Source organism: Telluribacter sp., assembly GCF_035998675.1.
Lineage (GTDB): Bacteria > Bacteroidota > Bacteroidia > Cytophagales > Spirosomataceae > Telluribacter.
In genome coordinates this window covers 86500-110278 of record NZ_DASYHI010000002.1, presented here as the reverse complement: position 1 = coordinate 110278, position 23779 = coordinate 86500, and the positions used below count along the sequence as shown (strand labels likewise).

Here is a 23779-nt window from a genome sequence, read left to right as displayed (position 1 = left end):
CTCGCTTTCTTAACCATACAGACCTCCAACGTTACCTCAACTTTGGAGGTTTTCTTTTTATCTATATGAAACGATCTCTGCTCCTGCTTTGTCTGGTACTTGCTTCCCACGGTATAATGGCGCAGGCTTCGGTAGGGTACTATCCCTGGAGCGGCCTGTTGTCGGTCAGTACCAACCCCCGGCGAATCCTGTGGCTGGACACCCGCGTGCAAACCAACTCCTTGTTCAGTAGCCTGAACCTGGACCTGTTGCCACTTATTAACATCCGGCGGGGCGAAGTAGCTCAATGGTACCTGGGAGGCGGCCTCCGGCTGAACCCGCTCTACCGGATCGTTGACCCCAAAGCCAAGGTTATTACACTGGATGGCTACTCGCTGAATGTTGGCGTACGCGCGGCCCCTTTTGCCAGTGACCGCCGTATTCAGGTAGCACTGGAGCTAAACCCCTACGTCCGGAATGACCTGGCCAATGGAGTACTTAAAAGCCACTTCGGGCTGGTGTACCACTTTGCTGAAAGAAAGAGGGAGTAGTACCTGGTACATCCCACTCCTCCTTTACCGTTTTGTTTATCGGGTTGCATTCATTTTTTAAGTAATAGCTTTTTGCGAATGAACTGGGTTTATCTCATAATAGCAGGCCTGTTTGAGATAGGGTTTACTACCTGCCTCAAGCTGTCCAACAACTTTACCAACCCAAGGTGGAGTATCGGATTCGTAGTGTGTATCAGCCTTAGTTTTTACTTTCTGAATAAAGCCATTCAACAAATCCCGATGGGTACAGCCTACGCGGTATGGACGGGCATCGGTGCGGTGGGTACGGCGGTACTGGGTATTGTTCTTTTTCAGGAGCCAGCCGCCTTCTGGAGAATCTTTTTCATTACTACCTTAATAGCCTCGTTGGTTGGTCTGAAGCTGGTAGCCTCCTAAACAAGAAAAGGGCAGCGCTTTCGCGCTGCCCTTTTCTTATCTGAATCTTTCTATTTACTCTACTTTCTTGGGCAGGTTCAGGCTACTGAAATCACCTCTTTCCAGAGCATGGTTATTTCCTGACGGGCATATTTGCCGCTACTTGCTTCTGCCATTTTTTCAGTAGCGCGGTCAGCTCCTGTTTTTTGGCGGGCAGGGCCGCAGACAGATCCTGGCTTTCTTTGGTATCCTCCCGTAAGTTATAGAGCTCCATTTCTCCGGTTTCGTAGCTTTCGGTAAGCTTAAAGTCACCCAAACGAACGGCCCCGCCCGGGCGGCCCATCTGATTACTAAAATGCGGGTAATGCCAGTACACGGGCCGGTCAGTCAGCGATTGGCCCGGACGCAGCAGGACTGGAAGTAGGCTACGGCTGTCCATCTCAACTTTGGGAAGCGGGTGGTTAAGTAACTCACTGAAGGTAGCGAAATAGTCTACGTTGCTGAAATACTGGTCGCTCGTCTGGCCGGGCGTAATGACTCCTTTCCAGAAAGCTATGGCCGGAATACGAACTCCTCCTTCGTAAATGTGGCCTTTCCACTTGCGCAGAGGCTCCATCGAAGTAGGCACAGGGCCTAGTTCGTCCAGTCCCACACCGCCGTTATCTGACGTAAAAATAACGAGCGTATTTTCCAGCAGGCCTTTGCTTTGCAAGGCCTGCATTACGCGGCCTACACCTTCATCCATGCTTTCCACCATAGCGGCGTAGTTTGGGTTGTACTTCCCTTCGTACTTGTTGTATTTCATGAAGTACTTCCGCAGTTTGTCGCCCCGGGGTACCAGCATGACGTGCGGCGCGGAGTAGGCCAGGTACAGGAAGAAAGGCTTCTGCGCATTATTCTCCACGAACTCTACGGCGTAGTCGGTTAGCTTGTCGGTCAGGTACTTGCTACCATCGTCTTTGAATTCTTTTTTATAACTATCTTCAAAAATGCCGTAGTTGTAGTAGTCAAGCCCATTCCGGCCGATCATGCGGGTATGATCAAAGCCCTGCGACCAGGGAGCCAGACTATCCTGGCCGCCCAGGTGCCATTTACCGATCATGGCTGAGGTATAGCCCAAAGGCTTTATCCACTCGGACAGCGTAGTGGCCGAAGCGGGCAAAAAGGGATTCCAGGGAGCCGGATTAACGGGAGAGGCCTCGTCCGTGCGGTTGCCGGCAATAAAGTTGGTCAGCCTGTACCGCGCCGGGTGACGGCCCGTCAGGATAGCGGCCCGGGAAGGCGAGCAAACCGGACTGGCCGAATACGCCTGCGTAAACCTAAGTCCGTGCCGGGCCAGCGAATCCAGATGGGGTGTTTCGTTGTAGGGATTCCCATAGCAGCCCAGATCGTAGTACCCGAGGTCGTCGGCCAGGATGTATACAATGTTCGGACGCCGCAGAGTACCCGACTGAGCCCAAGCTCCGGCAGAGAGAAGTATTAACCACAGCACGCAGGAAAGCTTTTTCATTCAGGTCGCTTGTTTACATCAAAAGCACCTGTTTTTGGTATTCTACCGTCACAAAAAAATCCCCGCTACGATGTGCAACGGGGATTGGAAGCTTAATCAGTTACAGAAAAGGGATTACCTTACTCGGAACCGCTTTCATGTATATTACTCTACTTTCTTGGGCAGATTCAGGCTACTGAAATCACCCCTTTCCAGCGCCTCGGCTTTGCTGAACTGGTGCAGGGCTTCCCGATAGATGTTATCGGTAGGGTTAATGACCTGGTAAATTTCGTTGCTGAGTCCATCCTTACGCTGACGCCCCCATATATAGCGGCCAATAAGAGCCTTGGTTTGGGCTACAATAACCGGTCTGGACTGAGCCAGTTCTTTGCTGTTTGGCTTGATACCCGATTTGGAAGCATCCTGTACCAGCTCAGTAACCATGGCATCTGTTACCGTAAAGCCAGTCAGGTATTCGTTGAACTTCATCTTCTCGAGTTTCTTCTGGTTGGTATTGGCATAGCGTAGCGCGTACTCGCGGATGATGTTCTTGGCGTACAACTCAAACAGGTACTTGCTGTTCATGCTGGTGTCACGCGGTACAAATACGTCCGGCATAATACCTCCCCCGCCGTATACCACGCGTCCGCCTTCGGTTTTGTAGCGCAGCTTGGGATCAAACTTAATACTATCCTGCACAAACAGCTCGCCGCTTTCAAAGCGCTTGGACATATCTTTCTCGTATTCTTCACCTTTGCCCAGCTCATAGGGCTTCTGAATACTGCGGCCACTCGGTGTGAAGTAGCGCGAAATGGTCAGGCGAAGCTCAGAACCATCCGATAGCTTAACCGGCATCTGAACCAGCCCCTTGCCAAACGTACGGCGACCTACTACCAGCGCCCGGTCGTGATCCTGCAGGGCTCCGGCTACAATCTCGGAGGCCGAAGCACTTCCTTCGTCTACCAGTACTATCACCGGTCCTTCTTCAAACATACCCGTAACATGAGCGCGGGTCTGGCGGTCAAATCGGCTATCCTTGCCGTCGGTATATACCAGGAGCTTATTTCCGGAGAGCATTTCATCGGCAATACTGGTAGCCCGCTCCATGTACCCGCCCGGATTGCCCCGCAGGTCAATAATCAGCTTTTTCAAACCACTGGCTTTCAGAGAAGAAAGCGACTTTTTAAACTCGTCGTAGGTAGTTTCCGAGAACCGGCTTACCTTAATATAGCCAATTTCCTCATCCACCATATAGGCGGCATCGACCGAGTAGGTTGGAATCCGGTCACGTTTTACATTGAACACCAGGTTTTCTTTCACCCCGGTCCGGCCAATTTCCATTTTTACCTCCGTTCCGCGCCGGCCGCGCAGCAGCTTATATACCTTGGCGTTGGACGCACCAGGTCCTGACAACTGCTCCCCGTTTACCTTCAGGAGCCGGTCGCCGCTTTGAATCCCCGCCGTTTCGGAGGGGCCTCCGCTCAGGGGCGTTACCACGTATACGGTATCATTGTATAGGTTAAATTCAACCCCGATTCCGTCAAAGCCTGACTCCAGTTGCGAGCGGGCGGCCGTAGCTTCCTCGGCATTGAAGTAGGACGTATGGGGGTCGAGCTTCTCGAGCATTTTTTCAATGGAATAATCCACTAACTGGTCAGTATTGACCGAGTCCACGTAGTTATTCTCAATGAGCATCAGGACTTCCCTGAATTTTGCGGAGCCTTTGGCTAAATCTGTAAGATTTTTGCCTCCGCTAAAAAAAGTAGCGCCCAGCAGCATACCGGCCGCCATGGTTATACTTAAGAGTATGGGCAAACGTACTACAGTACGTGAATTCTGAACCGGTTTTCCGGGTGTAGGTTCGTTCATGCTATCTTCGTTTCCTTTCGTCATAATCACTAACTTCCCTTTATTACTTTTCTTAACGAGATTTCCGGCGTTTTCGTTGCGAAAAAATAAGATCTTCCCGGCAAAAAGCCCCAAATACTCTTTGGCCGGAAATTCAATCAACAAATTTTTCTCCCGCCATCTCTACAAACACATCCAGTACCTCTGGGTTTCGCATGGTATCCCGGCTGACGACCCGGGCCGGATCATGCCCCAGGAGTATCTTCTTCACCGGGGCTTCCAGCTTTTTCCCGCTGATTGTATAAGGTACTTCCGGTATTTCCAGAATAGCATCGGGTACATGGCGGGGGCTGAACTGCGTTCGAAGTTCATGATTGATACGCCCCCTGAGTTCATCGGTAAGAGTTACCCCCGGGGCCGGTACCACAAATAGAGGCATATAACCACTGCCATCTTCCCGCTCTAGGTAGATAATAAGGCTGTCTTTGATCTCCGGTATGCCTTCGACGGCGCTATAAACCTCAGCGGTACCGATGCGCACCCCTCCGCGGTTGAGGGTTGCGTCGGAGCGGCCGTAAATTATTACGGAGCCGCGCGAGGTAATCTTGATCCAGTCACCGTGGCGCCACACGCCGGGGTACATTTCAAAGTAGCTGCTCCGGTAGCGCTCGTTGCCCTGGTCGTTCCAGAAATAAATGGGCATGGAAGGCATAGGTTGCGTAATGACCATTTCGCCCAATTGATTAAAGACCGGCTGCCCCTCGTCGTTGTAGGCTTCGAGTCTGCAGCCCAGCATCCTGCACTGTATTTCACCCGCGTATACCGGCATAATGGGACAACCGCCCACAAAAGCGCTGCAAACGTCGGTACCTCCGCTGAGGGAAATCAGCCACACGTCTTTTTTTACGTGCTGATAAATCCATTCGTACGCTTCGGGAATCAGGGGCGAGCCCGTAGAACCGATGGTCTGCAGCTGACGAAGGCGCTCGGTAGGTATAGGTACCTCTTCTTTCATGCAGGCAATGAAGTAGGCCGCCCCGCCGCCAAAGTGACTAATCCGGGCCCGGTCGGCCAGCGTCCAGAGTACCTGTAGGTTGGGATAAGCCACCGCACCATCGTATACTACCAGCGTAGCCCCCACCAGCAGGGAGGCCACCGAGTAGTTCCACATCATCCAGCCGGTAGTGGAGTACCAGAAGTAGCGGTCGCCCGCTTTGACATTCTGGTGAAGAGCCAGGGCCTTGTAGTGCTCAAGCAGGCAACCGCCCACACTGTGGGTAATGGCCTTGGGCTTACCCGTAGTACCCGATGAGTACAAGACCCAGATGGGATGGTCAAAGGGAACGGCTTCAAATTCAATGGCGGGGGCTGGCCCTTCCAGTATATCGTCCCAAAGCGTTACCCCTTCCAGGTCGGCTTCTTTGTCGAGGTAGTTGACCAGCACGGGCTCTGCCACTGTGGGCAGGGCATTTAACAGGTCGCGGAGCGAGGAGGTTTTGTCGTAGGACTTGCCGTTATAGGTATAGCCGTCGGCGGCAATAAGTACTTTAGGCTCAATTTGTCGGAAGCGGTCCACTACACTGGCGTGCCCGAAGTCAGGCGAGCAACTGGACCAGACCGCTCCCACCGCGTTAGTGGCCAGAAAAGCGACCACTGCCTCCGGAATATTGGGAAGTACCGAAGCGACGCGGTCGCCGGGCTTGACGCCGCGCTTGCGGAGCCAGGCTGCTACGGCGGCTACCTGTTCTTCAAGCGTAACCCACGAAATTTCGGTCAGTAAGTGCCGCTCCGACTGGAACAGCAGCGCCGGCCGGTCTTTGGTTTTGTTACGAAATATATGCTCCGCATAGTTGAGCGTAGACCGCGAGAACCAGCGGGTCCCTATCATATCATTCTCGTTGGGCCGACGCAGGACCTCGAGGTATATATCGTGCGGCTTTACCTGAAAGTACTGCCACAGGCTTTCCCAAAAGTCTTCAATATCGGTTACCGACCACTCCCACAGATCGTTATAATCACGAAAGTAAAGGCCTTTTTTTACGAAGAGCCAGTCCATGTATTTTTTAAGATTAGACTGCTCTATAAAGGAACCTCTGGGCTTCCAGAGCGGTTGTACGGGTACATGCTGAGACATAAGGCTGGTGTAGGTCAGGGGTAGATTAGGTACTGAATCCAAATTCAGTTATTACTAACGCTGCATATTTGATTTTCGGATAAAAAGGAATAGAAAATTCTTCGTAAATAAAAATCCCCTAACTTTGCTGGCCCGTTACAAAAACAGATACAATTTTCTGAAAATCAGCCTGGTTTACAACAACTACTTCCAGTCAAAAAGTTAAAAACCTATCAATAGTATTCTCCCTGCTCAATTACCAAACAAACAGTTGCAAAAAGGATAATTCATCCAGTAGTGATACTGCATTCCTATGAAAAAACAAAATCGTAATTCAAAGAACACAAGAGCTGCGGGCCCTCGCAAAACGGGTTTTTCTCCTGCTCCGGAAAGCCGGTTCAGTAAGCCGAGTATTAAAAAATCAAGTCTTAAAGCAGGTACCCCGCCTGCTCCCCGCCCGGCGGGAGAGCGCAGCGACCGACCGGCCCGAGATTTTGGAAGTCGCCCGGAGGGGCGTCCAGCAGGCGATAAGCGCTTCGGAAAGCCTGGCTTTGGCAAACCAGGTTTCTCCAAACCGGGTTTCTCCAAACCGGGCTTTTCTAAATCGGGATTCGATAAGCCGCGTTTTGGCAAACCGGGCTTCGATAAACCACGTACAGAGCGCCCTGCCCGTTCCTTTGATCGGAATGAGGGCAACCCTGATAAGCCCAGAGGCGAGTTCCGGCCCCGCCGGGAAGAAGGTACTGACCGGCCACCCCGCTCCTTTGACCGAGGTACGCCTGACAGGGAAAGTAGCAGCCGCGGTCCCAAACGGGAGGGCGAGTTTCGGCCGCGTCGGGAAGAAGGTACTGAGCGGCCACCCCGTTCCTTTGACCGGGGCACGCTTGACCGGGGCACGCCTGACCGGGAAAGAGACAGCCGTGGACCAAGGTCCGAGGGAGACTTCAGACCCCGTCGTGAAGGTGGAGAAGGTAGCTACGATAAACCCAGATTTGGGAAGCCGGGCTTCTCTAAGTCGGGCTTTGGCAAACCAAGCTTCGATAAGCCGCGTTTTGAACGTAACGATCCTGATAAGCCCAGAGGCGAGTTCCGGCCCCGCCGGGAAGAAGGCTCTGACCGCCCGTTTGACAGGGAAAGAAGCAGCCGCGGCTCCCAACGGGAGGGCGAGTTCCGACCCCGCCGGGAAGAAGGCACTGACCGGCCTCCCCGCTCCTTTGACCGGGTCACGCCTGACCGGGTTACGCCTGACCGGAAAAAAAACAGTCGTGGTCCCAGGTCCGAAGGGGATTTCAAACCCCGGCGTGAAGGTGGAGAAGGCAGTTACGATAAACCCAGATTTGGAAAGCCGGGCTTCGACAAGCCGGGCTTCGCTAAGCCGCGTTTTGAGCGGCAGGAAAGCGACCGTCCGGCCCGTAGTACTACCGACGATGATACCGCCGGCGAAGGTCCCAGCCGTCGGGTAGGACGTTTTGACCGGGCACCCCGCTATGACTTGAGTCGGTATGAGGAGGACAAACCCCGTACCAAGCGTCCGGCTGGTGAAGAAGATCTCATGCGCCTCAACCGCTACATATCCAACGCCGGTATTTGCTCACGTCGCGAAGCCGATGATCTGATTGCCTCCGGGCAGATTTCCGTAAACGGCAAGACCATTACCGAAATGGGTTATAAGGTAAAACCTACGGACGTGGTGAAGTACGGCAAGAAAGCACTGAATCCGGAGCGGATGGTGTACATGCTGCTAAACAAACCTAAAGACTATATTACGACTACCGAAGACCCCGAAGACCGCAAGACAGTACTTGACCTTATTGAGGGCGCGTGTCAGGAGCGGGTGTACCCGGTTGGGCGCCTGGACCGGAACACGACCGGACTGCTGCTGCTCACCAACGACGGCGAACTGGCCGAAAAGCTAACGCACCCGTCGAGCGGTGTTAAGAAAGTATACCAGGCTGAACTTGACAAACCCATTACAACGGAAGATTTTGAAGCGCTGCGTGCGGGTGTCGAACTGGAAGATGGTTTTATCAAACCCGATGATGTAGGTATTGTAACCCCGGACGCCCAGGTAATTGGCCTTGAAATCCATAGCGGACGCAACCGTATCGTACGCCGCATGTTTGAACACCTGGGCTACGAAGTCAAAAAACTGGATAGAACTACGTTTGCCGGTCTTAATAAAAAAGATTTACCCCGGGGTAAGTGGCGCTTCCTGACCGAGAAGGAAGTCGTGCGCCTCAAGTACCTATTGTAGTTACCTACCTCCCCTCATACAGAAAGCCCCGGCACAGTGTGTCCGGGGCTTTTCTTATTTTATGACAAGATTATTATTGAACTACTTCGCGCTTACTATTTCTACTTCAAAGGCCATAGGAGCAAAAGGCGGAATGACGTACTGTCCGGTTTGCTGGTTTACCCGGCCGGTACGGCCATAACCCAGGGAAGAGGAGAATATCATTACCGCTTTCTCACCTACCCGAAGCTTGCGAATACCCTGGTCAAAACCGGGAATCATACTACCACTACCGGTAATGAATTCCAGGGTTCCTTTGTCAAACTCAGTCCCTGTCAGTAGTTTTCCGGAATAGTTTACCTTAACCGACTTGCCCCGACCTATGCTGTCACCGCTCACGGTATTCAGGCGTATAATGTGAAGATTAGCGGCTACTTTGTCTGACACGGTGTACTCCTTCTTTACTACATAGTCTTCTATTTGCTTCGCTTCCGAACGTAGTCCGGCCAGCTGCATTTCAATCCGAATTACCGAATAGGCAGGTATATCCTCATAGGCGGTATTGCCCCAGGCCAGGTAGTAAGGCAGTAGAAAGGTAGCCTTTTCGCCGGTACGTATCAGACTCAGGGCTTTTTCCATACCAGGGAGCAGCAGGCTCGTACCCACCGGTATTACCAGCGGCTTCTGCTTGGAGGTTTCGGTACTATCTACCAGGGCTCCGTTCAGGGTATACATCCGGTAGTAAATGCTGGCTTCGTCACCTACTTTGGCCTTTTGACCGGAAGGATTTGCCTGATTAATAATATAATACAAACCAGTTGAATCCTGAGTGGCGCTCAGATTATTTCCTTTCAGATATCTTTGAATCTGCTCTTCATTTTCCTGAAGCTTATTGGCATCCTCGTTCTCCAGAAAACTAGTACAAGCACCCAGCATCACTGCCAGAGCCATACACGCTGCTACTGTCCACTTTTTAAGCATAAAATAATTTGAAAAAAGTTAATAAAAATAAATTGGGTTGATGTTACCGTATTTGGGGGCTCTACTACTTTACGCGGCTGCGTTAAAGGTTGTTGCAAACCCGTTCCGAAATATCCTGCTGGTGCGTACCCTAACCATAAGAGCCCTGTGTGGACAGTATAGTTGGAAACAGCCCCAAAAATTATTCAAAGATTTTCTTCTTTTTCTGCTGCTGCTCGAAGTACTTACAAATAGGAGTCAGCGGGCACTCGTGGCATTTGGGGCTGCGGGCTAGGCAGATATACCGGCCGTGCAGGATCAACCAGTGGTGTGACTTGGGTACCAGCTCCCTGGGTATATAGGGCATGAGGCTTTTCTCTACCGCCAGCGGGGTAGTAGCTGTGCGGGGTACCAGCCCCAACCGGTGCGACACGCGGAATACGTGCGTGTCAACCGCCATAGTAGGTTGATTAAATATAATGGAGGTAATAACGTGGGCGGTTTTGCGGCCTACGCCCGGCATACGCTGTAGCTCCTCCACGGTAGCCGGTATTTCGCCCCCAAACTCCTCCACCAGCATACGGGCCATCCCGACCAGATGTTTACTTTTATTATTAGGGTACGATACCGAGCGTATGTACGTAAATACCTCTTCGGCCGTCGAAGCCGCCAGCGACGGCGGGTCCGGGAAGCGTTCAAACAGCTTGGGAGTAATGGCGTTGATGCGCTTGTCGGTACACTGGGCCGACAGGATCACCGCCACGAGCAGCTCGTAGGCGTTACTAAACTGAAGTTCGGTCTGGGGCTGGGGAAAATGAGTAGTAAAGTAATCGAGGAATAATCGAAAGCGTTCTTTCTTCTGCATGCTAATTGACTAAAAGCAATAAAAGTCTATCTGTCTGCTTGCAGATAGGCTGCAGCAGACAGATAGCCCTAAAAAGAAATCAACCGGTCAGGAATTATCTAAACAGACAGTTCGACCGGTTGAGTAATATGGTAATTACAGGAGTAATTCAGAGCCCGATTAATAACCCGGTCAGAAGGTACCCTAACAATTCGGTTCATCTGCTGCTGCAGTTCGAGCGAATCAAGGTAAAAATTCATCAGGTTGTCGTCAAGGGCGAGTGCCTCAACAATCAGAGCGTTTTCCTGTTGGGTTGTTTCGGCATATAAATACCGTACAACATCATCGTAAGTAAAAGTTTTTGTCATATTGCGGAGTACGTTGGCTAAATTGCTTGCGCAAATTAATCAGCGCGTAACGCATCCTCCCCAATGCCGTATTAATGCTCACACCCGTAGCGTCGGCGATCTCCTGAAAGCTCATGTCCTCATAGTGGCGCATGATGAGTACCTGCCTTTGCACATCGGGTAACCGCTGGATCATCTCCCTCAGTTGTTCATGTGTTTCCTGACGAATCTGGATTGACTCTACCGAGTCTTCCGAAAAGTCAAGTGTATTAAACACACTGCTTCCATCTTCAAACACTACATTGGGGTAGCGTTTATCACGTCTGAAATAATCAATTGCGAGGTTGTGAGCGATTCGGATAATCCATGGCAGAAACTTACCCTCTTCGTTATATTTACCTGACTTTATAGTATCCACTGCCTTGATGAGCGTATCCTGCATCAGATCTTCGGCAACGTATTGGTCTTTTACAATCAGATAAATAGTCGTATAAACTCTGGACTTATGGCGTTGAACCAGCTTTTCAAAGGCTTTTTCGTCTCCACGGATGTACAGCGAAATCAACTCACTGTCGCTAACTTGGACTTTATTATCCATTCTATGTATTCGATTTAGTTAACGTAGAGCCGTGTGTCGATATTGTTCCTCCTTTCTTTTTTAACTGAGTTCCGTATGAAGCTTATTTTATTGTGTCTATTTCTTAGATATATCAAAGAAATATATTTGCTCAATGATTTGCAAGTATTCTATTTGGTTTTTTTCGGGAAATACCGAGGATTAACAATTGTTAACAAGTTTAATCCCGTTTTTGGCCTTTTTTTTCCGATCTATAAAGGTAGACACTATCAATGAAAAAGTTGAACTATTCTACCATTTTTCTTAAAATAATAAACTCTTATTACCCCAAAGTAGTTCAGAAAATCTGACGCAACAATAAAAACTATTTAGTGAACGGTCAAAAAAAAGATACTTTTTTAGATTGATCAGTAGTTAGGACAGGATAAAGTCGCTGGCTGCTGGTCTGTTGGTACCCATAATCCACCGTGGTTTCACTACCTTTGGCTGACTAGCGTTTGGTATACATACGTTGATATATCCAGAAAAGATTATCCTTTATTTATATTAGTAGCATTTATTTGTATTAGTAGCACTTGCTACCTTACCTTATTTACAAATTCTTATGAAGTATAGTAAACACGTATTCGTTTGTACCAACCAGAAAGATGCTCCCAAAAAATGCTGCGGTCGCGAGCACGGACTGGCGCTGGTGGACGCCTTCAAGACATCCATGAAAGAGCGTAAGCTAATGCCCGAAATGCGCGCGCAGGGTACAGCCTGCCTGGATATGTGTGCCTTTGGGCCGACTGTGGTTGTGTATCCCGAAGGTATTTTTTACGGTAACGTACAGCTTTCGGATGTGGAGGAAATTATTGAAAGCCATCTGGTTAATGGAGTACCTGTTGAGCGGCTGAAGCTGGATGTGTAAATAGGGAGTTGTTTTTGCCCCGGGAAGAAAAGAATGAGGAGTTAAAAGTCTGATTTGTGAAGTACAAACATCTTTTTTTTGATCTGGACCACACTCTGTGGGACTTTGAGCGCAATTCATCCGAATCCTTACTGGAAATTTTTGACCGGTTTGCGCTAACCGGACACGGCGTAACATCCTGTGATGAATTTATCAGCACCTTTTCGCGGGTTAATCTGGCGTTGTGGAAGTCTTTTGACCAGGGTACCCACCCCCATTCCTACATCCGGGAAAATCGCTTCCGGATGGTTTTTGAAGCCATGGGACTGGGAGAACCTTCCTGCTGCACGCAGCTCGGGGAAGCCTACCTGGAACTACTCCCCCGGAAGAAGTACCTGCTTGAAGGCGCCACCGAGGTACTGGACTATGCTGCCGGGCGAGGCTACGTGCTGCACATTGTCACCAACGGCTTTGACCATATTCAGGCCAGTAAAATGCAGCATTCGGGTATTCTGCACTATTTCAAAAATATCATTACCAACGAAAAAGCACAGGCCAAGAAACCAGACCCGCGCATATTTGCCTACGCGCTGGAAATGGCCCGCGCCCGGCACCAAGAGTGCATCATGATTGGCGACAACTGGGAAGCGGACATACTGGGAGCCAAGCGCTTTGGTCTGGATACCGTTTACTACAATCCTGTCGGACTCTGCTTTGAGGAAGTACCTACCCACGACATCCGTCAGCTGAACGAACTTAAAACTATTTTATAAAGGAGCGGCTTAACTGGCCGCTCCGTTTATTTCGTTTATCTGCCCCACCCGAAACTCCATAATAGAGGCAATATTCTGGGCACGTACCTTGACTTCGCTGGCTTTGTCTCCTTCAAAGAGTTCATCGGCCGTTTGGTAAAACAGCGCCAGCCACCGTTCAAAGTGGTGGGCTTGTAAGGGATGCTGCTGGGTAAGCCGAAAGTGCGGCGGCATGGGTCGCCCGCGGTACTGCCCCGTTCCGAATAGGATACCTTCCCAGAAATCGTACATTTTGGGCAGGTGCAGGTCCCAGTTGACCCGGGCTACTTCACTAAACAGCGGCCCTATTAGTTCATCCGCTCGCACTTTATTATAAAAAGTATCAACCAGCCGCTCTACGTCGGCCCGGGTAGTTATATCGGAAAGCATAGTTTTTGAATAAATTGTCCGGTACTACTGCCGGAATAGTCTTTCTGTTTTCTGAACATGGCAAAGGTACCTTTACGTTCGGAGCTAACGAATGAAATTGGTCAGTTACGGCGGCGGTTCGGCAAAAAGGTGGGGTTTGTGTACCTTTGTGGCAGTTATAACCATTCCTAATACAGTACCCTATGTCTCATACTCTTCTGGTCGTCAAAATCGGCGGCAACGTCATTGACAACCCCGATGCCTGCACGCGTTTCCTTGCGGCCTTTGCCCAACTCCCCTCTCCCAAAATACTCGTACATGGGGGCGGAAAAGTAGCTACACAGGTAGCCGAACGCCTGGGAGTAAAAACCAAAATGGTCGATGGCCGCCGCATCACTGATCAGTCTATGCTGGACGTAGTGACGATGGTCTACGCCGGACTGGTCAATAAAAACCTGGTAGCCCAGCTGCAGCCTCTGAGCTGCACTGCCATTGGCCTGACTGGTGCCGATGCGGGCATTATACGGTCTGTAAAGCGCCCGGTCCAAGACGTTGATTATGGATATGTAGGTGATATTGTGCAGGTAAGCAAACGGCAGATACGGGCTCTGCTTGATATGTACCTGGTGCCCGTTATTGCGCCGATAACCTACAGCAGCGAGGGCTTGCTGCTCAACACCAACGCCGATACCATGGCTTCAGCTATAGCAGTCGAGATGACCTATTTCTATAAGGTAGAGCTGGTTTATTGTTTTGAGAAAAAGGGGGTACTTTCCGATCCCGACGACGATGCAGCTGTTATTTCTTCGCTTACTCCAACCTCCTACGCCGAATTTAAAGCAAGCGGCGTTATTAACAAAGGCATGATTCCCAAACTGGATAATGCATTTAAGGCCCTGCGCGAAAATGTCAGCCGCGTGACCATCTGCCATGCCGATGACCTGATGGCCGCCACCAGTGGTGAGGCTGGTACCTTACTGTCGCTGGATGAATAGCGGCTACCGTAACGTGTCGTCTACCGCAGCTGATTTTCCAGCAGAATCACCCCCTTATTCTCCCGGTTCCAGCGCTCCTTTATTGCCTTTGGAGTAGGCGTAATGGTCAGCGAGAACGAACCCAGCAGTATATCCAGGTCACCGTCCTGGTCTACATCAGCCACGTCCATGGTCAGCCAGCGGCCCACATTAGGGTCGCTGAAGGTGCGCGGCAGGTATTTGCCGTTCCCCTGATTTTCCAGATAAACAAAGCTCTCCGCTGATTCCTGGTCATAATCTGGAAAGAATGCAATGGCAGCAATATCCAAATCACCGTCCTGGTCAAAGTCGCGGGCCAGCGCCTGGGTAGCGCCGTGCATGGGATAGAAAAAGGTTTCTCTAAACACACCCGATCCGTTATTCGTAAAGATACGGATTCCGTGGTAGGGCTTTTTGGTCTGGGAATGGTCGGCATTGTCGCCGTTGGCGTACAGAATATCCATGTGCCCATCCTTATTAATATCTACCAGCTCAAAGTACCCCGAGCCGTACACGGGCGAAAAACGCAGCAGCACTTTCTTGATGAGGTTACCTCTGCCGTTGTTGAGGTACACGGCAATCTGCTCGTCGCCCTGCGCCCACAGTACCCACAGGTCCTTGCGGCCATCACCGTTGTAGTCGTGCCAGTAGGTTTGGCGGGCACCGGGCTGGTTTTCAATGATGTGCATCCGTGTACTATCGTTCGGCAGATTTTCGTACCAGGCCAGCCGCCCGATGTAGTTGCCGTACTCTGACACGACCATGTCTTCGCGACCGTCGTCGTTGATATCTGCAAAGGAAGCGTGCACCGGACGTTGCAGCCCCTCTACCAGTGGTTTAGCAACCCACTGATTACCCTTTTTGCTAATCCGGATCCAGTCGCCGGTACTTTTATCGTTAGGGTCCATAATTCCCATACTTAACAAGTCCCACTCATTTTTTCGGAAACGTATATCGGAAAAAGGGCTACGGGAGCGAAACAGGGAATCGACCGGCCGAAGGTTTTTATCCAGCACGTAGGTAACTCCCGACCGCAGGCCCGCCCAGACCTGCTGGTGGAGTGAATCGTAGCGTACCGCCGTCACCATAGCCGGTACCGGTTGCCGGGGCGTACGTACCCGAAAGTTCGTCAGAGGCAGCAAAGCTGCCTTCCGGACCGTATCCGGCAACTCATCGGGAGCATTTTTGAGGTAGTAAGCTACTATGCTTTCCCACTCCTGCTGGCTGACCACTGGTTCCACCGGAAATACACCCGCATCCACTACCTGCTGCTCATTGGTACTTTGCAGACTATCCAAATCCATACCCCGATAGGAAATACCCAGACGGGCCGCCATGTGCGGCAGTACTCCTTCGTCCCATACTTTTTGGGGAAGCAGCGAAGGCTCGGGAAACAAGTGACACCCGCCACAGTGTGTACGGGCCAGGACTTCACCGCGCTGCTGAGAGCCGGTACTACAGGACCAATAGCCAATAGCTCCGGTACTAAGTATGACCAGAGCTAACCAAATCTTTCTAAAAGAAATCACGCGTTAAGGAGGTTTTTAAGAGCAGTTTCTACTTTATCAAATCTAAAACGCGAAAGCTCCTGTTCCATGCGCGTTCTGATTGCTTCATTTTGCAGATTTCCTATGCTTCCTTCGTGCGTGTGCTGTAACACGCGCGGAGCCTGATAAGTACCTTCGGCTATTTCCTTTCCCACCTGACGGTAAGCATCGCGGAAGGGTACTCCCTGCATTACCAGCTCATTGACCCGCTCCACGCTGAACAGCAGATCGTACTTTTCGTCTTTCAGCAGGTCAGGCTTCACTTGCATGTGTTCCAGCATAAAAGCGGCGATATCCAAACAATTCAGCATTTCTTCGAAGGCCGGCATGAGTATCTCCTTCAGCAGCTGCATATCGCGGTGGTAACCCGACGGCAGGTTACTAAGTACCAGCGTTACCTCCATCGGCAGAGCCTTCAGGCGGTTGGTCTTGGCACGGAGCAGCTCGGCTACGTCCGGGTTCTTTTTGTGGGGCATAATACTACTTCCCGTTGTGAGGTCGTCGGGTAGGACAATGAAGCCAAAGTTTTGGCTGTTGTACAGGCATACATCCATCGCCAGGCGTGACACCGTGGCCGCCAGCGAGGCGATAGCTGTCAGGGCCGCCTGCTCGGTACGTCCGCGGCTCATCTGGGCGTACACTACATTATGATGCATCCCTTCAAAGCCCAGTAGCTGAGTAGTAAGGGTACGGTTGAGCGGAAAGGACGAGCCGTAACCGGCTCCCGATCCCAGCGGGTTACGGTTAGCTAGCCGATAGGCGGCATTCAATTGCACTACATCGTCAATGAGCGCCTCGGCGTAGGCGCCAAACCACAGCCCAAATGACGACGGCATGGCAATCTGAAGGTGCGTGTAGCCCGGCAGCAAGTCTTCCTTGTGTTGATCAGAACGACGGACGAGTACATCAAACAGATTCTGCGTAGCCTGCACTACCTCCGTAAGCTGGTCCCGGACGTAGAGCTTCATATCGACCAGTACCTGATCGTTGCGGGAACGCCCGCTATGTATTTTCTTACCGACATCGTCCAACTTTCGCGTCAGCATCAGCTCCACCTGCGAGTGTACGTCTTCCACCCCTTCCTCTATCACAAACTCGCCACGCTGTACCTGCTCATGGATAGCTTTGAGTTCGGTACGCAGTGCGGCCAGATCGTCAGAGGTCAGCAAACCTATAGTTTCGAGCATGGTCGCGTGAGCCAAATTGCCCAGCACGTCGAATTCGGCCAGGTGGAGGTCCATCTCACGGTCGCGGCCGACGGTGAAGCGATCTATTTTATCGGAGGTAACGGTATTTTCTTTTTGCCAGAGTTTCAAAGTACTTCTTGAATTACAGATGAGTAGTTAATAAATCGCAAATTTCGGAAGGTTTCAGGAATATAGACGAATTAGTTTTCAGATTGTTGTTCATTAGGTCCCAGTGTCAGTTTACTAAAGTACCCGTGCCACGGTTCAAAACCGTGGCACGGGTTAAGGGGTTAGAGTAAGATTACCATCTCAGGACACATCCAAATGCTTTTAGCAGAAGGTCACCTTTACCATGTTTATAATAGGGGGAATAATAGGCAGCCTATTTTCTTCAAGCCTGAAAACTATCTGTACTTTCTCCGGAAGTTTCGGACCCACCTGCTGCCGCACTGCGATGTACTAGCCTACTGCCTGATGCCTAACCACTTTCACTTTCTGATTCACGCTAACTCAAATACTATAAAAAGCACAAAAAATCACTCTATCAGCCGTAATGTATTTAGTGAAGGTCTTCGCACTTTATTAAGCACTTACACACAGGGCATCAATAAACAGGAGAACAGAACCGGCTCCCTATTTACCCAAAATACCCGCTTCAAATGCCTCACTGATACAACGCATAAAGAGTTATATAGTACCACCTGCTTCCATTACATTCATCAAAACCCAATGAAAGCACAGCTTGTTAATCGTTTGGAGGATTGGGATTTTTCGTCTTTCCGTGATTACGCTGGTTTACGAAAAGGGACTCTTTGTAATCAGGAACTGAGTCAGCAGGTCCTATTGGTTAACTTTGATACCTTTTATGAGGAATCATATCAGGTAATTCAGGATGACCTGGTTAAGCAAATTTTGTAAAATACACCTTATGTCATTATCTATGGCACTGTTTGAAACTGTGCCATAGATTTCAATAGATTTCATAATCACTAACTCTATGAACAACACTTCATCACAGCAACTACAAACCCTGGATACCGTACTGGAAGGGCTCATGGGCCGTTATCAGGAGCGGGTACCTGATGTAAAAGCCATCATCAACGCTATGATTGCCGAAGGCTTAATTGAGAAGCCTGACGATATTGAAAACGACCATATTGCTTTCCGGACTATGGGGGTGCCCCACCTGGGTATTCAGTCATTCGAGAAAATATTCCTGCACTACGGCTACCAGAAGCGCGACTACTACTACTTTGAAGGCAAAAAACTGGATGCCTACTGGTACAGTCCACCGCAGCCGCACTACCCACGGATATTCGTGAGCGAGCTACGCGTGGGTGAGCTGTCGGAAGAAGCCCAGCGCATTATCCGTAGCTATACCGACGAGGTAACCACTGACCCGGTGGACAGCCTGGACCTGGACAACGGTGCTGCCGTGGATGGATTTCTGCACCAGCCCCTCTGGCGTACCCCTATTCTCAGCGATTACCTGACGCTGCTCAAAGAAAGCGAATACGCAGCCTGGGTTATCTACAACCGTTACTACCTCAACCACTTTACCATCAGTGTTCACAACCTGCCCGAAGGGTACAACACGGTAGCCGAATTTAACCAGTTCCTGGAAAAGAATGGCTTTAAGCTCAATGACTCCGGCGGAAAAATAAAAGAAAGCCCCGACGGAGGACTGCTGCAAAGCTCGACCGTGGCCGAGATGCTCGAAGCGGAGTTTGCGGGGGGCGAAAAGCATCGTATTTCTGGTTCCTACGTAGAATTTGCGGAGCGGCGGGTACTTCCTGAGTTTGCGCACCTCCCCACCGAGCAGATAAAGCGTCAGCACCGCCGCGATGGCTTCGAAGCGGGTAACGCCGACAAGATTTTTGAAAGTACCTACACCAGTCAGACTGGAAAGCAGTAGGCTGTATGCCTTAGGCTGTAAGCTATTTACAATGAAAGCCTATTGCTTACAGCATATAGCCTGAAGCATTCATCATTCATTCACCAGAAAATGCACAATCCGGCAAGCGTTCCCCGTGCTTGCCGGATTTTTTGTGTCGGCAATTGTCAGTTTCAGCCTGTGCTTGCCTGGTTTCAGTTCATCGGCCAGCATCAGGTACCAGGGCAGGTGCAGTTGCGTACTCCACTGCGTAAATAGGTCGAGCGTCTGCGGTTTTTTGCCGTCGATGCTGTACGAGATAGTACCAGCGTCAGGACCGGATACTACGGCTATGCCAACGGCCTTGCCTTTAAAATCAAAAGTAAAAGTAGCGCCGGCTTCTTCACCCGTCAGTACAGGTACCTCCACAAATCCGGCCCGGGTCCCGCCGACTCGCGTTCCTACCTTGTCCTGAGGTATCCAGGAAGGATTTATAGTAAAGCCCGGTGAATCTCTGGCTTCACTAATCGGATAGTACCTACCTTTTTCATAGGCGAAGGGGTCCAGCGGCGCGGGCAGTGTGGGGGTTTGAACCGAGGTATTGGCAGAAGGCTCCTGTTTCAGCAGTTCCTTCATAGTCTGAAAGTAAATCTCCTGTCCGAAGGGCGACGGGTGCAGGTCTTTGAAATCGTACTTCCACGAGAATTCCCCCGCCTCCGTACGGTCATATACCTCCCGCGCCAGGTTAATGAAAGGAGCGCCGTAATGCACTGCCACCCGCCGGTGTACCGCTACCTCTACGGGCTCTTTGCCCTGTTTATAATCCCCAAATTTATCCGGGTCAGCGAAGGCCATTAGTACCACGTTCATAGCCGGATTGGCCGCGTAGGCCTGCCGGAGGATACCTTCCAGCGCCCGTACCTGGGCCTGCTCGCTAAATCCGTTGGTGCGGTCGTTGACGGCTGATTCTACAAACAGCAGGTCGGGAGTACCTTTCGCCAGTACATCGCGCTGAAAACGAAAGGCATGCGGTGTACTCCCCAGCGAGGGAATACCTGCGGCAATGAAGGTAAATTGTGTAGTTGGAAAACGCTCCTGCAGGTACTTGTCCACTTTATCCCGCCAGCCCGGATTATGGGTAATTGACCCTCCTAAAAAAGCCACAGTACCTTTGCCTGTAGAGGTGAAAGTCTGGTAGGCGCTAGCAAGACCTTTGTTAGGTACCAGGTAAGTGGCAGAAGGTAGTACCTTCCGCACGGGTACTGAATGCTGGTATATAAAATCCGCAAATCCTTCCGGTTGCTCAATGGGGAAGTGGTGGCCTTCCAGCTTTTGCTCACCCCGCGTCATGGGATACACGCTGATGGGACCGCCCAGCGTCAGGTAGTTCTGCACCAGCGGAAAGGTATTCTCCTCGGGCGGTACAATTTTATCTTTCAGCCCTATGACATGGACAATGGGTACTTTGAAAGCTGCCAGTCCGGCCAGATCATTGAGGGGGATGTCTTTAAACTCAGCCGCCTGCTCCTCAGTCAGGCCGTACAGCTCCCGCCAGCGGGCCCAGTCTTTGGGGGAGCCGCTCCCCTGCCCTTTGCCGCCCGGCCAGCTCTTCGGGTCGAGAACCGGCGCTTCGGCGTAGATACAGCTGACCCGAGCCGGATTGCGCTTGGCCCAGCCGTACACGTACAGCCCGCCCCGGCTTACGCCTTCCAGCGCTACTTTGGGAGCAAAGCCTTTCTCCCGCGTCAGGTAGTCGTAGAACCGGTCCCATAGCAGCATGGCTTTCGGGTGGCCGAACTGGTCGTTGGTATTAATATAGGCCACGTGGAAGCCCCGGCTGAGCAGGATGCTGTCCATCTCGGTATGCCAGGTAGGGAAGTGCGCCCGCCATACCCACGGCTTGCCCGGCAGCGCCTGCTTCGGCTTGACATACCAGGCGGGGGTACTTTGAAAGGTAAAGTCAACCTTTTCAAAGCCTTTCCAGGAGGTGGTGGTTTCGGTGGACTGGGCGTGGGCACCCGTAATTAAGTAAATCAGCAGAAGGTATATGATTGCACATCTTTTCATAGTTTCAGTTTAAAATATATCAGATTTTACTCCGATATAGTACGTATCGTTGGTGTTGAAGAAAGAGGAATTGCTGAAGTACTTGCCTTTAGGAATAAGGAAAGAAGCGGCTGATTGATATAGTAGTTGCTACGTCCAATTTTCTGCTTTATTACAAATCCCTTTTCGGTAAGTAATTCCAGATACCGTGTAGCAGTAATACGCGTCACCCGCAGGTCGTCCATCAAAAATTCAATTTTGGTGTAGGGGTGTTGAAACAAGTTGTTTAGAAGGTCCTGGCTGTATAGCTTAGGGAAATGCCTGCGTAGCTCTTGCTTGTAGTGCTGCATCAATTCTCGAATCTCCTGTACCAAAATAATGGTTTCTCGTGCGGTCTGCTCTACTCCGTCCAGCATGTACAGTATCCAGTTTTCCCAATCCTGCCTATCCCGAACTGCTTGCAGACATTGGTAGTAACCAACCTTATGCTGGATAATATAACGGCTGAGGTACAGTACAGGCAGGTTTAGCAACTCCTTCAGGACCATATACAAGATATTAATAATCCGGCCCGTGCGGCCATTTCCGTCGTAGAATGGGTGAATACTCTCAAACTGATAGTGAATCACTGCCATCTTTACCAGCGGGTCAGCGTCAAGTAAAGAGTCATCATTAATGAAGCGTTCAAGATTCCTCATAAGTTCTACTATCACCTGAGGCTCCTGTGGAGGAGTATATACTACTTCCCCCGTTTGCTGATTTCGGAGAGTTGTCCCTGGCAATCGTCGGAACCCTGCCTGATTATGTTCCAGCTCTTCCTGAATAGCAAGTATATGCCGTTGGGTTAGTAGCTTCTGCTCCCTTACTAGAGCAAATCCTTTCTTTAAGGCACTGGCATAACGCTGCACCTCCTTTGCAGCAGGACTAGTAAGCAAATCCGTAAAAAGCTCGGCTTTAAATAGCTCATCATGGGTAGTAATGATATTTTCAACGGCTGAACTATCCTTGGCTTCTTGTAAGACTAACGTATTTATCAAGATAGACTCATTGGGTATCGTGGCTGCAACTCCTTTTAACTCTGCTAAGTAGCGATGGGCGGAGGCCGCTTTGCGAAGTACAGCACGCGTTTCTAACTCTATGGATGGAGGTAAATGGGGTAGCGTAAAGCTCATAGTAAGTAAAGTCGTCAAAAGCTGCTGAATATATATAGAAAAAGCCTATTTTCTATATATATCCATAGCAACATATATAGAAAATGCTCATTTTCTATATATGTCCTCAACCAGTTGCCGGAATCTTTTCTACTTTAGGGCTACATTCTTAACCTACACTACATGAAACGCGCTTTACTGCTAAGTACCCTCCTCGCTCTTCACTTCTCATTTTTAACTTTTCACTCCCACGCCCAAACCATCCCTGTCATCCTGAAAGAACAGGAACGGGCCCGCGTGGTGGACGAGGTGCTGGAAGACCGCTTCGAAAACCTGCTACCCCAGCTCATGCGGCGCGAGGGTATAGATATGTGGGTGATTATCTCGCGCGAATACAACGAGGATCCGGTTATGCGTACCATGCTGCCCAGTACCTGGCTGTCGGCGCGGCGGCGGACCATCATGGTGTTCTTTGACCCCAGCGTGGATACGCCTGGGGCGGGTAAGCCCCTGGATAAACTAGCCATAGCCCGCTACGACGTAGGTACTTTGCTCAAAGGTGAGTGGGACCTCAGCTCCAACCCCGACCAGTGGGACGCGCTGGTGAAGGTTATCCAACAGAAAAATCCGAAGAAAATAGCGCTCAACTATTCCAAAAACTACGCCCACGCCGACGGCCTGACGCTGACGGAGCATACCGAGCTGATGGAAAAGCTGCCCAAAGTGTACCAGCAGCGACTGGTGTCGGCCGACCGGCTGGCGGTGGCCTGGCTAGAAACCCGTACCGAAAAGGAGATGGCCATATACCCCATGATTTGCCGCATTTCGCACCAGCTTATTCAGGAGGCTTTTTCGGAGAAGGTCATTCAGCCGGGCGTCACGACTACCGACGATGTAGTATGGTACCTGCGCCAGCGCGTGACTGACCTGGGCCTGGGTACCTGGTTTCACCCGACGGTTGATATTCAGCGCGCCGACGCTACCAACTTCGACCATCTGCGGACCTTCGCCAAGCGATCCGGCCAGCAGGTCATCCTGCCCGGTGACCTCATCCATACCGACTTTGGCATTACCTACCTGCGCCTCAACACCGACCAGCAGCAGCACGCCTACATTCTCAAAACCGGCGAAACCGACGTACCCGACTACCTCAAAAAAGCCTTCCGGCAGGGCAACCGCCTGCAGGAAATCCTGACGGAGCAGTTTAAGCCGGGCAAATCAGGCAACCAGATTCTGGCCGATGCGCTGGCGCAGGCCCAGAAGGAAGGTATCAATGGTACCATCTACACCCACCCCATTGGTTTGCACGGCCACGCCGCCGGACCCACCATCGGCATGTGGGACAACCAGGGGGTTACCAAAGGCGCGGGCGATTATCCGCTGTTCGAGAACACCGCCTACTCCATCGAGCTGAATGCCGCCGTCAAAATAGACGAGTGGAACAAGACCATCCGCATCATGCTGGAAGAAGACGGGTACTTCGACCGGAACGGCTTCCGGTACATCGACGGGCGGCAAACGGAGATCTATACCATACCGAGGAAGATTGAGTATGTGCGGTAGGGTACCTGGCTCTTTGTCGCGTCGCAGACGCTAC

At 50.9% G+C, this 23779-nt stretch carries 21 protein-coding genes; 9 read left to right on the top strand and 12 right to left on the bottom strand.

Annotation, left to right across the window (positions count from 1 at the left end; all coding sequences use genetic code 11):
* Positions 1–65 precede the first annotated feature (65 nt).
* Both VGN67_RS00650 and VGN67_RS00645 read left to right on the top strand, forming a co-directional pair.
* Positions 66–530 (top strand): hypothetical protein, encoded by a 465-nt coding sequence (locus tag VGN67_RS00650; protein WP_327484822.1) that lies wholly within the window; start codon positions 66–68, stop codon positions 528–530.
* Between the two features lie 78 nt (positions 531–608).
* Positions 609–926, top strand: coding sequence for a multidrug efflux SMR transporter (locus VGN67_RS00645; protein WP_327484821.1), 318 nt, complete (start codon positions 609–611; stop codon positions 924–926).
* 112 nt (positions 927–1038) lie between these two features.
* Here the strand turns inward: VGN67_RS00645 and VGN67_RS00640 are convergent, their stop codons facing one another.
* The 3 genes from VGN67_RS00640 to VGN67_RS00630 form a co-directional block, all read right to left on the bottom strand.
* Positions 1039–2415, bottom strand: coding sequence for a sulfatase (locus tag VGN67_RS00640; protein ID WP_327484820.1), 1377 nt, complete (start codon positions 2413–2415; stop codon positions 1039–1041).
* Positions 2416–2559: 144 nt separating this feature from the next.
* On the bottom strand, positions 2560–4287 hold the full coding sequence (locus tag VGN67_RS00635; protein ID WP_327484819.1) for a S41 family peptidase: 1728 nt from the start codon (positions 4285–4287) through the stop codon (positions 2560–2562).
* 109 nt (positions 4288–4396) lie between these two features.
* Complete coding sequence (locus VGN67_RS00630; protein ID WP_327484818.1) at positions 4397–6376, bottom strand: acetoacetate--CoA ligase; 1980 nt, start codon at positions 6374–6376, stop codon at positions 4397–4399.
* 292 nt (positions 6377–6668) lie between these two features.
* Here VGN67_RS00630 and VGN67_RS00625 point away from each other — a divergent pair, with 292 nt between their 5' ends.
* The gene (locus tag VGN67_RS00625) at positions 6669–8609 is read left to right on the top strand and encodes a pseudouridine synthase (RefSeq protein ID WP_327484817.1); all 1941 of its coding nucleotides are present in this window, start codon (positions 6669–6671) and stop codon (positions 8607–8609) included.
* Positions 8610–8690: 81 nt separating this feature from the next.
* Here VGN67_RS00625 and VGN67_RS00620 read toward each other — a convergent pair whose 3' ends face one another.
* The 4 genes from VGN67_RS00620 to VGN67_RS00605 all read right to left on the bottom strand — a co-directional run bounded on the left by VGN67_RS00620 (position 8691) and on the right by VGN67_RS00605 (position 11337).
* Complete coding sequence (locus VGN67_RS00620; RefSeq protein ID WP_327484816.1) at positions 8691–9539, bottom strand: FKBP-type peptidyl-prolyl cis-trans isomerase; 849 nt, start codon at positions 9537–9539, stop codon at positions 8691–8693.
* Between the two features lie 211 nt (positions 9540–9750).
* Positions 9751–10413, bottom strand: a complete 663-nt coding sequence (gene nth, locus VGN67_RS00615; protein WP_327484815.1) for an endonuclease III — start codon at positions 10411–10413, stop codon at positions 9751–9753.
* 98 nt (positions 10414–10511) lie between these two features.
* Positions 10512–10760, bottom strand: coding sequence for a hypothetical protein (locus VGN67_RS00610; protein WP_327484814.1), 249 nt, complete (start codon positions 10758–10760; stop codon positions 10512–10514).
* Entirely contained in the window at positions 10735–11337 is a 603-nt protein-coding gene (locus VGN67_RS00605) for an RNA polymerase sigma factor (RefSeq protein ID WP_327484813.1), read from the bottom strand. The genes VGN67_RS00610 and VGN67_RS00605 overlap by 26 nt, the downstream gene beginning before the upstream one ends.
* A 583-nt stretch (positions 11338–11920) precedes the next feature.
* Between VGN67_RS00605 and VGN67_RS00600 the strand changes: the two genes are divergently transcribed.
* Positions 11921–12226 carry a (2Fe-2S) ferredoxin domain-containing protein gene (locus VGN67_RS00600; RefSeq protein ID WP_327484812.1) on the top strand — a complete coding sequence of 102 codons (306 nt, stop codon included), beginning with the start codon at positions 11921–11923 and terminating at the stop codon, positions 12224–12226.
* A gap of 56 nt (positions 12227–12282) precedes the next feature.
* Positions 12283–12978, top strand: a complete 696-nt coding sequence (locus VGN67_RS00595; RefSeq protein WP_327484811.1) for a YjjG family noncanonical pyrimidine nucleotidase — start codon at positions 12283–12285, stop codon at positions 12976–12978.
* A gap of 9 nt (positions 12979–12987) precedes the next feature.
* Here the strand turns inward: VGN67_RS00595 and VGN67_RS00590 are convergent, their stop codons facing one another.
* Positions 12988–13386 (bottom strand): group III truncated hemoglobin, encoded by a 399-nt coding sequence (locus VGN67_RS00590; protein WP_327484810.1) that lies wholly within the window; start codon positions 13384–13386, stop codon positions 12988–12990.
* Positions 13387–13568: 182 nt separating this feature from the next.
* Between VGN67_RS00590 and argB the strand changes: the two genes are divergently transcribed.
* The gene (gene argB, locus VGN67_RS00585; protein ID WP_327484809.1) at positions 13569–14360 is read left to right on the top strand and encodes an acetylglutamate kinase; all 792 of its coding nucleotides are present in this window, start codon (positions 13569–13571) and stop codon (positions 14358–14360) included.
* A gap of 20 nt (positions 14361–14380) precedes the next feature.
* Here the strand turns inward: argB and VGN67_RS00580 are convergent, their stop codons facing one another.
* Positions 14381–15907, bottom strand: coding sequence for a VCBS repeat-containing protein (locus VGN67_RS00580; protein ID WP_327484808.1), 1527 nt, complete (start codon positions 15905–15907; stop codon positions 14381–14383).
* Positions 15904–17241: an argininosuccinate lyase gene (gene argH, locus VGN67_RS00575; protein ID WP_327484807.1), complete on the bottom strand. Its 1338-nt coding sequence runs from the start codon at positions 17239–17241 to the stop codon at positions 15904–15906. Before argH ends, VGN67_RS00580 begins: the two co-directional genes overlap by 4 nt.
* Positions 17242–17841: 600 nt before the next feature.
* Here argH and VGN67_RS00570 point away from each other — a divergent pair.
* Both VGN67_RS00570 and VGN67_RS00565 read left to right on the top strand, forming a co-directional pair.
* A complete protein-coding gene (locus tag VGN67_RS00570) occupies positions 17842–18030 on the top strand; it encodes a hypothetical protein (RefSeq protein ID WP_327484806.1) in 189 nt (62 codons plus the stop codon).
* Positions 18031–18109: 79 nt separating this feature from the next.
* Complete coding sequence (locus tag VGN67_RS00565) at positions 18110–19027, top strand: DUF1338 domain-containing protein (RefSeq protein ID WP_327484805.1); 918 nt, start codon at positions 18110–18112, stop codon at positions 19025–19027.
* A gap of 72 nt (positions 19028–19099) precedes the next feature.
* On the opposite strand, the gene VGN67_RS00560 is transcribed toward VGN67_RS00565, so the two are convergent.
* Both VGN67_RS00560 and VGN67_RS00555 read right to left on the bottom strand, forming a co-directional pair.
* On the bottom strand, positions 19100–21052 hold the full coding sequence (locus VGN67_RS00560) for a GDSL-type esterase/lipase family protein (RefSeq protein ID WP_327484804.1): 1953 nt from the start codon (positions 21050–21052) through the stop codon (positions 19100–19102).
* A 26-nt stretch (positions 21053–21078) separates the two neighbouring features.
* The gene (locus VGN67_RS00555; protein WP_327484803.1) at positions 21079–22203 is read right to left on the bottom strand and encodes a Fic family protein; all 1125 of its coding nucleotides are present in this window, start codon (positions 22201–22203) and stop codon (positions 21079–21081) included.
* Between the two features lie 162 nt (positions 22204–22365).
* On the opposite strand from VGN67_RS00555, the gene VGN67_RS00550 reads away from it, so the two are divergent.
* Complete coding sequence (locus tag VGN67_RS00550; protein WP_327484802.1) at positions 22366–23745, top strand: M24 family metallopeptidase; 1380 nt, start codon at positions 22366–22368, stop codon at positions 23743–23745.
* Positions 23746–23779: the final 34 nt, after the last annotated feature.